12 protein-coding genes and 1 pseudogene are annotated in these 12851 nt (G+C 53.6%); 4 read left to right on the forward strand and 9 right to left on the reverse strand.

What is annotated here, in order from left to right; translation table 11 throughout:
• The first annotated feature begins 28 nt into the window (after window positions 1–28).
• Complete coding sequence (locus QZ279_RS02235; RefSeq protein ID WP_366513824.1) at window positions 29–733, forward strand: aldolase/citrate lyase family protein; 705 nt, start codon at window positions 29–31, stop codon at window positions 731–733.
• Here the strand turns inward: QZ279_RS02235 and QZ279_RS02240 are convergent.
• The 8 genes from QZ279_RS02240 to QZ279_RS02275 are packed head-to-tail and all read right to left on the reverse strand — an operon-like array spanning window position 730 to window position 8925.
• The gene (locus tag QZ279_RS02240) at window positions 730–1422 is read right to left on the reverse strand and encodes an RraA family protein (RefSeq protein WP_293447369.1); all 693 of its coding nucleotides are present in this window, start codon (window positions 1420–1422) and stop codon (window positions 730–732) included. The two genes, QZ279_RS02235 and QZ279_RS02240, sit on opposite strands and share 4 nt — an antisense overlap.
• Before the next feature lie 4 nt (window positions 1423–1426).
• Window positions 1427–2551, reverse strand: a complete 1125-nt coding sequence (locus QZ279_RS02245; RefSeq protein ID WP_293447371.1) for a cobalamin-independent methionine synthase II family protein — start codon at window positions 2549–2551, stop codon at window positions 1427–1429.
• A 16-nt stretch (window positions 2552–2567) separates the two neighbouring features.
• Window positions 2568–3539 carry a cupin domain-containing protein gene (locus QZ279_RS02250; protein WP_293447373.1) on the reverse strand — a complete coding sequence of 324 codons (972 nt, stop codon included), beginning with the start codon at window positions 3537–3539 and terminating at the stop codon, window positions 2568–2570.
• Window positions 3540–3542: 3 nt separating this feature from the next.
• On the reverse strand, window positions 3543–4511 hold the full coding sequence (locus QZ279_RS02255; protein WP_293447375.1) for an ester cyclase: 969 nt from the start codon (window positions 4509–4511) through the stop codon (window positions 3543–3545).
• The gene (locus QZ279_RS02260; protein WP_293447377.1) at window positions 4508–5527 is read right to left on the reverse strand and encodes a LacI family DNA-binding transcriptional regulator; all 1020 of its coding nucleotides are present in this window, start codon (window positions 5525–5527) and stop codon (window positions 4508–4510) included. Before QZ279_RS02260 ends, QZ279_RS02255 begins: the two co-directional genes overlap by 4 nt.
• Window positions 5524–6564, reverse strand: coding sequence for an ester cyclase (locus QZ279_RS02265; protein ID WP_293447379.1), 1041 nt, complete (start codon window positions 6562–6564; stop codon window positions 5524–5526). The genes QZ279_RS02260 and QZ279_RS02265 overlap by 4 nt, the downstream gene beginning before the upstream one ends.
• Window positions 6561–7871: a histidinol dehydrogenase gene (gene hisD / locus QZ279_RS02270; RefSeq protein ID WP_293447381.1), complete on the reverse strand. Its 1311-nt coding sequence runs from the start codon at window positions 7869–7871 to the stop codon at window positions 6561–6563. The genes QZ279_RS02265 and hisD overlap by 4 nt, the downstream gene beginning before the upstream one ends.
• A 4-nt stretch (window positions 7872–7875) precedes the next feature.
• The gene (locus tag QZ279_RS02275; RefSeq protein ID WP_293447383.1) at window positions 7876–8925 is read right to left on the reverse strand and encodes an ABC transporter ATP-binding protein; all 1050 of its coding nucleotides are present in this window, start codon (window positions 8923–8925) and stop codon (window positions 7876–7878) included.
• Window positions 8926–9170: 245 nt separating this feature from the next.
• Here QZ279_RS02275 and QZ279_RS02280 point away from each other — a divergent pair, with 245 nt between their 5' ends.
• From QZ279_RS02280 to QZ279_RS02290, 3 genes are all read left to right on the forward strand, one after another.
• Window positions 9171–10412, forward strand: a complete 1242-nt coding sequence (locus QZ279_RS02280) for an extracellular solute-binding protein (protein ID WP_293447386.1) — start codon at window positions 9171–9173, stop codon at window positions 10410–10412.
• Window positions 10413–10489: 77 nt separating this feature from the next.
• Window positions 10490–11512 carry a sugar ABC transporter permease gene (locus QZ279_RS02285; RefSeq protein ID WP_293447388.1) on the forward strand — a complete coding sequence of 341 codons (1023 nt, stop codon included), beginning with the start codon at window positions 10490–10492 and terminating at the stop codon, window positions 11510–11512.
• A gap of 3 nt (window positions 11513–11515) precedes the next feature.
• Window positions 11516–12397 carry a carbohydrate ABC transporter permease gene (locus QZ279_RS02290; RefSeq protein WP_293447391.1) on the forward strand — a complete coding sequence of 294 codons (882 nt, stop codon included), beginning with the start codon at window positions 11516–11518 and terminating at the stop codon, window positions 12395–12397.
• A gap of 2 nt (window positions 12398–12399) precedes the next feature.
• Here QZ279_RS02290 and QZ279_RS02295 read toward each other — a convergent pair.
• Window positions 12400–12851, reverse strand: a pseudogene (locus QZ279_RS02295) (sugar kinase); the annotation flags it as partial.

Here is a 12851-nt window from a genome sequence, read left to right on the forward strand (position 1 = left end):
TGCAACCGTCATCTTTTGGTTATGAGTCCTGACCCTAACGCCGTTTGCCGCGGAGGTTACCGCGCCTGCAGGGTACGACTGGGCTTTGATCGACATGGAGCATTCCCCGAACGATTATTTCAGCGTTCTAGGACAATTGCAGGCATTTTCTGCCAGTAACACAACCGCAATTGTGAGACCCGAATGGAACGATCCTGTGATCGTCAAACGCCTTCTGGATCTTGGCGTGCAAGGGCTTTTGTTTCCAATGATTCAAACGGTTGAAGAAGCACAAAAAGCGGTGGCCGCGACCCGTTACCCACCCCATGGCATTCGCGGTGTTTCTGGTGGAACGCGCGCAACGAAGTTTGGACGTGTCACGGACTATGTTGGCTCTGTGGACGCGGAAACGACCGTTATCCTTCAACTCGAAACCGCCGCGGCGGTTGGGAGGGCGGTCGAGATAGGTACGGTGGAGGGTGTCAGTGGTATCTTCTTTGGGCCTGCAGATATTGCGGCAGACATCGGGTTGGTTGGTCAGCCGATGCATGCAGATGTGTGGGCGTTGATTAAACCCGCGGCACGGGCCTTGATGGATCAGGGGATTCCAGTTGGAACGCTTGTTATGGACACGGGGTTTGCAGTGGAGCTTTTGAACGATGGTTTCACGTTTGTCGCCTGTGCAACGGACACAATGCTATTGGCCAAAGCATCCGATGCTGCGCTTGCTGCTGTAAAGGGTGCGCTAACTTAGGTCCGTGCTTTTTCAAAAGCGGCCCACGCGGCCTCGAATGCTTCGAAATCAAAGCCGGCTTGGCGTGCAGGTTCCAAAACCAGCTTTTCAGTGTCTTGCATCTTGATCAAACACGCCCCGATCTGTGGCAACACGTCTGGTGGAATGACGACTGCCCCATGACGATCCGCATGTACGAAATCGCCTTGTGCGACGGTCAATCCAAAGATCGTGACGGGTGTTCCAAGTTCGGTGACATGCACAAATCCGTGGCTTGGGCCGATTGATCCTGCGACAACGGGAAAGTCCGCAGCCATGTCACCCAAATCGCGCATGACGCCATTTGTCAGAGCGCCTGACATGCCGAAACCCTTATGGATGGTCGTGTTGACCTCGCCCCAATAGGCCCCGATGCAGTCAGGAAAATCTTGATCCTCAACAACGGCGACCGACGGGCTGGGCGCATCTGCCATCGCTTTGTAATAGGCCATGCGTCGCGCACGGATCACGTCGGCGTCTTCTTTAGGTGGGCTTAAAGCGCGAATTTTTGCGGTGACGGCGTAGCCTGCCATCACCTCATTTGGAGCAGAACACAACATTGTGCCACGCGTGAACCCGTTGAACCCACGTGCGCCCTGCGCGACCTCGATCGCGTTGCAAATGCTCGGGGTATCGACGCTGCGCAAGAGCGTAAGTAGGGTGTCATCCATCAGGTTATCCAACTTGTGCCGCGCCGTCGGCAAGTGACTTCAGCTTTGCATAGGCGATGTCAGGATCAACAGCTCCAAAGCCAGCGAAGGTGCCAAAGCCACAGTCAGACCCAGCGATCACACGGTCTTTGCCGACGATATCCACAAAGCGTTCAAGGCGTTGTGTCACTAGATCAGGATGTTCGATGAAATTCGTTGTTGTGTCGACAACGCCGGGGACAAGGATTTTGTTATCTGGGATATCCGCCTTGCGATCACGAAACACTGCCCATTCATGGCCGTGTCGGGGATTAGAGGTTTCAAACAGAACTTGGCTTGGTTTTGCAGACATCAAGGTGTCAAACATCTTGGCCATCGAAATATCGCAGACATGCGGGCCCTCATAGTTGCCCCAGCAGATGTGCAGACGAACTTTTTCAGCAGGAATATCGCTAAGCGCATGGTTCAACGCATCCACATGAGTTTGTGCGATCTTCAGGAATTCATCGTCCGACATATCCATGAACAGCATGTGACGGCTAAGCGCGAGATCGGGACAATCGAGTTGTAGATCAAGGCCAGAGGCCACAATCGTTTCGTACTCCGTCTTCATCACGTCCGCGAGGGCTGCCAAGTAGGTTTCACGCGTTTTGTAGTGAGAGTTTTGCAAGAATAACGAGATTACACCGGGTGAGGCCGCATTCATAAAGCCACGTTTTGCGCCGTGTTCTGCCATGCCGGCCTTTAGGTTTGCGATATCTTTTTCTAGCTCGCCTTGGCCTTTGGATTTCACATCCCCGACGCACATGGGTCGTGCATATTGCGGTGTCCCACCATCGTCGGCGAGGCGTTCTAGAAATTTAGGGAACAACTTAAGATCGGCTGGCGCGTTGCGTTCGCTATCGCCAGCGAAGCCCGTGTAGCGATCCTTCACATATGTGGCATAGCTGATCTTGGAGGTTTCGCCGTCAGAGACGATATCAATGCCTGCTTCAACCTGCTTGCGCACGGTCTCAGACACGGCCTGCGTCATGCAGGCGTCAAAGGCGGCAAGGTCGTATTTGTCCTCGCGCTCACGTGCGAAAATGAAATCGACGACGTCTTGGGTGCGGGGCAAGGAGCCGACGTGGCTCGCTAGAATTTTGCTCATATCTTTGTCCTTCAATCTAAACCTGTGGGGTCCACGTCGGGCCAGCTGAATCGCCTGTGCCAACAACGTGATACAACGCCGCTTCGCCCGTTATTGAGGGCATCGCGCGGTGGGGGATGTTTTCTGGCACGCTCATCGTGTCACCAGGGGCAAGCGTTGCTGTGCCACCGTCCCAATCAACGCGCCAATGGCCTGTGACGGGCATCAAAACAGACGGACGATCATGCGTATGCATCGCCGCGCTGGCAGAGCCGCGCGTGATCAGATCAACTTCGAAACCGGGGCGGTCTTTTAATTTGCCGTTCTCGCCGATGACTTTGCAAGGTTTTCGATCTGCCAGACCATAGAGGTCGAGGTAGCGTGCGATATAATGTGGGATCACATCGGCTGTGCTCAACTCAGGGTATGACTGCATTTCTGCTTCGGTGAGGGTCGGCATGGGCGCGACCCCATCCGGCAAAGTGTCGCCCTTCTTGCTATCATAAAGTTTGCCATTGTCGCCCAGCACCAATCCATGTGCCTGTGCGTCTTCAATCACTTGCGGTGCCCAAATAACGCCGCCGCCTGCGTCGTCACCGCCAAGGATCGCCATGATCATTCCGTAATCGGTTCCGATATTTTCGAAACCTCGGAAAATCCCTGTTGGAATGTTGATGATATCACCAACCTCTAGCGTCACTTCGCCCGCATCGCCGTTGCTGCCCCAAAAGAAGCGCCAGCGCCCTTTTAGAACAAAGAACACCTCGGCTGTGCGATGGCTATGCAGGGAATTGCGGCACTTGGGCGGTTGCCCCGCAGCGCCAATGTTGAAGCCGTGGGGTAGGGCAATATGCACGTGTTGATCAGGGCTTTCAGACACACCGCCCCCGATGATGGTAAAGTTCTCTTTCTGATCCGAGCCCGGCGTATGCGCATCAATAAAGGCTGTTTTGCAGGGCTTCAGATCGCCGTAGCGTACGATGCGTTTTTCCATGTCTTGCGGTGTCATAGGTTACCCTGTCTTCAGCGCAATCTGTTTCCAGATCGCTGTTTCATCAAATAAAGTGTATTCACGGCGCAGTCCCCAAGGGCCGAACTCTGCGTGCGACACTCCCATTACATGCACCTCTGCGCCAGTCGGTGCGCCAAACGCACCCCATCCATCATGCTTGCCAGTTAGGCTCCAACGGATTGCGGCGCGTGGTGGCATCATCGGGTCGTCGCGCCCAATCTGGTGTTCGATCTTGAAGTCAGCAGAGGGGAACGCAGCGCGCAGGCCAGTCCAGAACGTATCGACGCCATCAGTCGAAACCAGCTCTTGGCCACCAGGGTAATAACCGGTGACGGCGCGATCGTACTCCTTGGGAATGACAGCCAGATTGGCCCCCATTATTTGATGCAAAATGTCCGCAAATTTTGCGCCCCATTCATTGTCGTTACCGCGCCCTTTGTAGGGACCAATTTGATCGATTGAGGGATGAAATGGCTTGCTTGCCGTGGCAATTCCGCCTTCGCGCTCGATCAAATCAAGCGCGTATTCCTTTGGATCCCAGCCCATTTGGCGCACAATCGCGCCTTGGTCGCGGATCAACCATTCGTCATTGATCTGATTGTCGATCGCATGACAGTCTGCGATGATGCGGTAGCGCAGCTTCTTACCTGTGGCGTTGCCGTAAACGCCGTCGCCTGAATGGGTCGCCGTTGACAAAATACGGTGCGATGACAGCATGCCATCCTCAGGCGTGCCGGACCAAATCACGTCCTCCCCAAGCAAACGGCGGTCTGGAAATTCCGCCAACGTCGCCATGGTAGCTCCGATGACGCTTTCGTTGCCGATCACAAAGGAGCTGGGCGAGCGTACATAGATGTCTTTGGAATAATATTCATGTAGTGTTGCAAGACCGCGATCTTCCCAAATTTCCTTGGTGATGCCGATTATATAGTCGGGGAAGTCTTTGAACTGGTTTGAAAAACCCTTCATTGCGTCCATCCTTTGGGTATGCGCGCAGAACCACGTACAATCAGCGGTCCGTCAATTTCGATTTTTTGTGTGGGGCGCGCGGGGTCGACAATCTTTGCAAGGATCGTTTCGATCGTTGCTTCAACCATCCGGTTCACAGGTTGGCGTACGGTTGTTAGATCATATGCTGCCCATGCCGCCAAAGGCACATCATCATAACCGATGACGGACACGTCCTGAGGCACACGCAGTTCGAGTTCTTGGCGCAGCGTGTCCATGACAGCAAAGGCCATATGATCGTTGCCCACAAAGATTGCATCTGGAGGGACAGGGCGGGCCATAAGTGCGCGTGTTGCTTTGCAAGCTGCGTCGCGATCAAACATTCCATCGATCACCGCGATAGGGCGCTGATCGTGATCCGCAAGACCGTCGATAAAGCCACGGCGCCTGTCGCGTCCCGTGGACGACCCCTCCCAACCGGCGATATGGGCGATGCGCTTATGGCCACCAGCAACCAAGAAATCAGCAATTTTGCGACCACCTTCAACATTCGCAGACGTGATCGACGAGTGCCCGGATCCGTCTTGGCCACGGTTAAACATCACCACAGGTATACCTGCTACAGCGCAGCGCTGGGTTAGATTTGAAGACATTGCAACTGACGCGGTGATGATACCATCTACCTGATAATCAATGAGTTCTTCGACAACTTTGATTACTGTGTCTTCACCATTTGCAGCCATAAAGACAAGAATGTGGTAGCCCTGAGCCTGAAGCGCGTTGGACAAGCGTTCCAGTGCAATTGGGTAGAATTGATTGTCCAGATAGGCAACGACCAGACCGATGATCCGGCTTTTGCCTGTTATCATTGCACGCGCGAGCGAATTAGGGCGATAGCCCAATGCGTCTGCTGCTTTTCTCACTTTGGTTGCGGTGGCTTTGGACGCTGACGCACCTGAAAACACACGGCTGACGGCGGACTGGCTGACTCCAGCAAGGCGCGCAACATCCAGTGACGTGGATTTGCTTTTTATCATAGCGTCATGCCGTTTGAAATAGTGAGCGCGCCGATATTGCGGGCCTTATTGAATTCGTTCATGCGTGTCAGAACGTCAACGCCAACCTGGGCATAGAGATCAAGTAGATCGACCAACACCCAGTTTTCACGGATCAACCCGTTCTCCATGCGCCAAAAATCCAGACTGCGCAGCAACACTTCGCGACCCGCAGGGGCAATCCCCATCCAACCATCATCAGACAGCGTCAGACGCATGTTGGGCCAGCCTGTTTCGCAAACATAATCGCCCTCGGCCACCCAATTGGACATCAGATCGCCCATCGCATCTAGCTTGCGATCTGGCATGCCGCGCAGAAACGGGATCTGGTGCCAATTACGAAACCCTGAAATGCCGCGTCCAGTCCCGATGCCCGCTGGGCCATACCAATTGAAACGGGGATGCCAGAATTTTTCCAGCTCCATCACTTTGGGGTCGGGATTGGCAGGATAGAGACACAGCGCCGTCAGCATCGCGATGACTTGATCCATCGTCGCTTTACCATCGCCTGAGACATGTAATCCATCACCGCTCATGGGGGCAGGGGTGCACAGATAAGCCCCAAGTTGTGGGGCCATGGGCCATGCATTCGCCTGCATCATCAATTCAGGAACATCCCAGATCGCCTGCATCTCGACGATCTGGCCATCGCTGACATGATAGAATTCGTGAAATCGCATATGGGCAAGGTGGCCTGTGGGCGGGATGCCGAGGAAGGGTGCGGTGAACGTACCCATGTAGTTCCCCATCACGCCAATCCAGTCTTGGCCCTCTGGCGTCGTGCCCGCGAGGATGATAATATCGCGGCGTTCCAGGTCGGGCATCGCGCTCAGTAATGGGGAAAGACAGTTCTGCCAAAAAGCGTCAGGTCCGTTAAGAGCGCCAAACGGATGGCACATCTTAATGGATGCATCCGGCGCGAAAAGCGTCGCCATGACTGCGCGCACCGCACCTTCTTCGGCATCGGCCAAAGCTTTGCTAAAGGGCGCATAAAGGGATTTCAGCACGGCAGAGTTCATTCGGCAGCTGCCCCATACGCGACATTCTTGCCGCCGTAGCGGCGAACGCGCAGATTGCATTGCTCGGCGTGACCCACAAAGCCCTCTAACATACAAAGGCGAGACCCATATGCGCCAATTTCTGCCGCGGCCTCATCCGTTGTGATGCGTTGATAGCTGTGTGTTTTCAGGAACTTACCGACCCAAAGACCACCCGTATAACGCCCTGCTTTCTTGGTAGGAAGCGTGTGGTTTGTGCCAATCACCTTATCGCCATTGGCAACATTCGTGCGCGGGCCAAGGAACAATGCGCCGTAGGAATGCATGTTTTCCAAGAACCAATCGTCGCGATCTGTCATCACTTGAACATGCTCGGATGCTATGTCGTTGGCGACAGTCAGCATTTCATCGTAGGTATCGCACAGGATTATTTCGCCGTAGTCACGCCAGCTTGCGCTTGCTGTCTCGGTGGTTGGCAGGATTTTCAACAAACGGTCTATTTCAAGCATTGTGGCATCGGCCAATTTGCGTGAGTTCGTTAGCAAGACCGCGGGCGAATTATAGCCGTGCTCTGCTTGACCGAGCAAATCTGTTGCGCACATTTCTGCATCAACAGTGTCATCCGCAATCACCATCGTTTCTGTGGGGCCTGCGAATAAATCAATGCCGACGCGGCCAAACAACTGACGCTTTGCTTCTGCAACAAACGCGTTTCCAGGGCCGACCAGCATATCAACGGGTGTGATCGTTTGTGTACCAATCGCCATCGCACCAACCGCTTGCATACCGCCCATGACATAGATTTCATGGGCACCGCCCATTTGCATGGCGGCCACAATTGCGGGGTGGGGGGCACCGTTCATCGGTGGAGCGGACGCGATGATGCGTGGGACGCCTGCGACCGTTGCGGTCAGCACAGACATATGCGCGGACGCCACCATCGGGAATTTGCCACCCGGCACATAACACCCCACGGATTGCACAGGAATATTCTTGTGACCAAGGAAGACGCCCGGCATTGTTTCGACCTCGATATCGGTCATCGAAGCGCGCTGGGCTTGTGCGAACGCGCGAATTTGGGTCTGTGCGAACTTGATATCGTCCATGTCACGCGCGGACACTTTGTTCATTGCAGCGTCGATTTCAGACGCGCTTAGACGAAAACTCTCGGGTTCATATTTATCGAACTTCGCACTTAGATCGCGTACAGCTGCGTCGCCGCGCGTTTCGATGTCCTTTAACGTGTTTTCGACGACGCCCCGTACCTTTGCGTCGTCTTCTGCGCGCTCAGATTCTGGTTTGCTGGATTTAAGAATTGTGATTGTCATCGGTTCAGTCCTTTTCCACACGTTCGCCAGTTGTCGAATCAAAAAGATGGCAAATTTCAGCAGGGATCGCGCCAGAAACTTTATCGCCAATCTGTGCACGATAGGTCTTGGGGGCTTTGATCGAAACCAAGGCCCCGCCAATGCGCATGGTGACCATGGTCGCATCGCCCAGCAGCTCTAATGAATAAATTGGTGCCTCGATTTGACCGGTATCCGCAAGAGCAGCATCTTCTGCGCGAAAGCCAAGTGTAATAGGGCCGTCTGGGCCAACGAGGCCCTTGATTTTAACGTTCTCACATATGAATGTGCCGCCGCTTAGTACGCCCTCCATCAGGTTCATCGCCGGGTTTCCAATGAAGCTGGCAACAAACGCGTTGGCGGGGCGGTCATAGATTTCTGTGGGTGTGGCGACTTGCTGAACAATGCCTTTGTACATAACGACCACGCGGTCCGCCAAGGTCATGGCTTCGATTTGATCGTGCGTCACGTAGACAGTTGTCACCTTTAGTTCATGCGAAAGGTTCTTGATCTGCGCGCGTGTAGACACCCGTAACTTGGCGTCTAGGTTCGACAATGGTTCGTCCATCAAAAACACGTTGGGACGGCGTACAATCGCGCGGGCCAAAGCAACGCGTTGGCGCTGCCCACCGGACAGTTCTGCAGGACGGCGATGCAGAAACTCAGTCAACTCAACCATTTCAGCGGCGCGGCGCACGCGGGCGTCGTGTTCAGCTGAATCAGATTTGCGAACTTTCAAAGGAAAGCGGATATTCTCGTAGACGTCCATGTTGGGGTAGAGCGCGTAGCTTTGAAAAACCATGGCCACATCGCGATCTTTGGGATCAAGGTCGTTCACGCGTTTACCGTCGATGATAATATCACCGCCTGATGCGTCCTCTAACCCTGCAATCATCCGCATGGTCGTTGTCTTGCCACAGCCCGACGGACCTAGCAGGACAAGGAATTCCTGATCGGCGATAGTTAGATCAAAGTCATGGACCCCAACGAAATCTCCCCAACGCTTTGAGAGGTTGCGCAGCTGAATTTCGGCCATGCGGTTATCCTTTTTTGCATACGAATGCACAAATCATAATCGCGAATCTGCCGCGCACGCAAGCCTTTGTTTGAAAGGATTTACTGCAGAAGGGTAAAAAATATTCCTTGCCAGCTTTCCGATTCATCGCTTAAGTTTGCATTCGTATGCACAAGAGATGCGATTCGTAAGGTACGCGTCGAAATACGAAAAGATTAGATGGCCCGAACAGAGGGTCGCAAAGCAAAAATCGGAGGTTCTAACCCATGTACATTTGGAAGAAAGTCGCGCTGACGACAGCGTTCGCGGCCCTTAGTGGGACAACTGCAATGGCCGCATGTGGCATTGATGCAGGTCGTGTCAGCATTGTTGGCAACGAATTCCCAGCCATTCATACTGTCGCCAAGGGTGCCGCGGCGTGCGCGGGCGATGCGGTTGACGTAAAGTCAAACCTGACTGCGGATCACCAAAAAATTAACGTTGCGGGTATGCAGGGCAATCCTGCCGAGTACACAACAGCAATCATTGCGAACTCTTCTGTTGTTACCTTGATCAACGAAGACGTTGTGCGTCCGCTGGATGATCTGGTCGCGGCGCATGGTGCAGACATTCCAAAGAACCAGCTGATCACGATTGACGGCAAAATCTACGCGGTTGCCTTCATGGCTAACGCGCAGACGTTGGCCTACCGCGCGGATGCTCTTGCGAAGATTGGCATGGACGTGCCAGCGACATACGAAGACATGCTCGCAGCGGCCGAGAAGATGCGCGCAATGGGCGTGGCAGAGAACCCGGTTGGCGGCGCTTACAAGGCCGGTTGGAACCTTGCGGAAGAATTTGTGAATATGTACATCGGTCATGGCGGCGAATTCTTTACGCCCGGCACGGCTGAAGTCGCGATAAACAACGCACAAGGTGTTGCGTCGCTTGAGATGATGAAGGCACTGACAGCGTATATGAACCCAGACTACCTCACGCATGATTCCAACGCGACAAACGCGGAAATGGAAGCAGGCAACGTGATGTTGATGAACATGTGGGGTTCACGCATGGGCAGCTTGATGGATGACGAAGGTGCAGAAGCCATGGTCTACGAAAACATCAAAGTTGGCGCGCCTATGACTGTTGCGGGCGGGTCTACACCGGCGACAACACTGTGGTGGGACGGCTGGTCCGTTGCAAAGAACATCTCTGATGAAGATGCAACAGCGACATTCATCGCGATGAAGAACGGCACAAGCCCAAGCATTCTGAACGATGAGACAATGTCCCAAGCGGTTTGGATGATTGATGGTTACACACCTGCACCCGTAAACGACGGTGTGTTTGCAGCGATCAGCATGAACGCGCAACCATATCCAATGTTGCCTTTCATGGGCCTACTGCACACAGCGGCTGGTGACAACATTGCCGAGTTCTTGCAGGGCAAAGAAAGCGCTGAGCAAGCTCTTGCAGACATCGAAGCAGCCTATTCCGCCGCAGCGCGTGAAAAAGGCTTCTTGCAGTAAGCTAACTATGAAGGGGGCGGCGATGTTGCCCCCTTTTTCGACTTTCCAGCAGTATTTCATCAGCAAAGCAGACCCTCATGAAGCATAAGACATTTCTTTGGTTTGTCCTGCCCTCGGCAACCGCGATGTTGCTCTTTATTTTTCTGCCTCTCGTGTCGATCATCATACAATCTGTATATGTCTCGCACGATCAAGTGATCATCACCGTTGAAAATTGTGGCCCATTTGGATGCCGCGAATCTACGATGATTGATCAAGAGGCGACCGAAGCCCTTCGCGAAGGCAACCCCCTTGGACGGTTCGCAGGTGCCACCACATACCTAGATCGCGGTCACTTAGCTGTTACCGAAGTGAGCGAAGCGTGGAGCGCGTCCCAAAACTGGCGCGACTTTGGTTCGCAAATGCTGAACCTGCCATTTTACAAGGCTTTGGCCTTCACGCTGACCTATACATTCGTCGTGACACCGTTGGTAATTATCTTTGGGTTTATGATTGCAGTGGCCGTCAATAGTGCGCTGAAAAACCTGCGCGGACCGCTTATTTTTATCTCGCTTTTGCCCATGATCATCAATCCTTTGGTTGGCTCTTTGATCTTGTTCTGGATGGTTGACGCGCGTGGTATCGTAGGCGCGGCCTTACAGGAATTCGCGGGCAATCCGAACCTATCTATCAAAGCGTCGACACCGCTGATGTGGATTATGCTGATGGTTTACGGCGTTTGGCACTCGGCCCCTTTCGCGTTCATTGTCTATTATGCAGGCCTGCAAACTGTGAACACAGAAACCGTCGAGGCCGCGATGATTGATGGCGCAAGCCGCACACAACGCATTCGCTACGTGGTTTTGCCGCATCTTTTACCGCTGACGACCTTCATCGCGCTTATGCAACTCATGGATAATTTCAGAGTGTTTGAACCGATTGTCAGCTTTGCAGCCTCTGCCCATGCGACCTCGCTCAGTTGGGCGATCTTCAATGATCTGGGCGGTGAAACCCGTCAATTGTCCTCTGCTGCGGCCACATCCGTGTTGACCGTTGCATGGATCATCGTACTCCTGACGCCTGTGCTGATCCGCACGTGGCGCGATTTTGGGCGGAAATAGAACATGTCGAGCGTTGCGCATCGCAAACCAGTATCACTGACGATTTTTCTGACTATTGTTTTGGCAGGTTGGGTCGTTCTCGCCGCGTTCCCATTTATTTGGACCCTTTGGGGATCGTTCAAAGTTGAGGGTGATTTCTTTTCCAAAGTCGATTGGGCTGCCGCGCTAACTGGGGAAATGACGACCGTAGAGACGGGTGGACGCTTTACAGGAAATGGATATGAGGGCGCGTGGATCCAAGAAGGTTTCTGGCGCGCTGCCATTAACTCAACGCTGGTGTGTCTGTTCGTTGTCACGATTTCGCTGACGTTAGGCACGCTTGGCGGCTATGCGCTTTCGCGCTCTCCGCATCAATATGCATTCTGGTTCTTGATCATCGCGCTGGTCTTTCGTGCGCTGCCCCAAATTACGCTGGTGTCGGGCTATCTGCCTGTCTTCTTCCAATTTAATATGTGGGGCCATTTACCGACAGCGATTGTCGTGTTGATCGCGATCAATCAACCGTTCACGCTCTGGATGCTGCATTCGTTCTTTAAGAATATTCCTAAGGATTTGGACGAAAGTGCGATGGTAGATGGCTGCAATCGCTTCCAAGCTTTTCGACATGTGATTATCCCTGTCATGTGGCCGGGCGTGATTACAACGGGGTTATTTTCGTTCCTTTTAGCCTACAATGATTTTGCGGTGACCACGATGCTGCTGTCTCAAGAAAACCAAACGATGATCCCTAAGATTGCCAGCTTCCTTGGCACCACACAAACCAAAGGCAACGTCATGTTTGCGGTGGCTGCGGTTGTTTCAGTAACAGCGCCAATCTTTGTGATGATCATGGTGTTCCAACGCCAGATCGTATCTGGCCTGACTGCGGGTGCGGTGAAAGGCTAAGCCTAGTCAGTCGACAAACCCGCATTGGATTTGAGCAGGAACTTCGACCAGATTGGCCCACATGCCGCGCCAAGTTCGCGTGCCTTTCGGCCCATCTCACCCGCCTCGATCTGGGGTGGAATGAGCCCTCGTGTATCTTGGTTGGCTATATAGCGGCGTGTACGTTCGACCAGTGTTTGCTTCACATTCGGGGGCAAACTACCGTCGATCATGATCGCTTCAAAGTCGATGACGGCGCAGGTGGAGAGCGCTGCTTTGGCAAGTTCTTGCGCGGTTTGTCTAATCCAGGGTTCAACGTAACGCTCGTACGCGCTCCAATCGTCGCTGTCCCAAAGGCCACTTGGATCAAGGCCTACCTCAGAGAGGCGCGCCTCAAGCAGGTGGATCGAGGCGATGTCGATCAATTGGCGACTTTCACCATTTGGACCAACACTGCGAAGTGAACCAAGCGCGC

The organism is Planktotalea sp., assembly GCF_018607965.1.
In the GTDB taxonomy this organism is placed as follows: Bacteria; Pseudomonadota; Alphaproteobacteria; order Rhodobacterales; family Rhodobacteraceae; genus Planktotalea.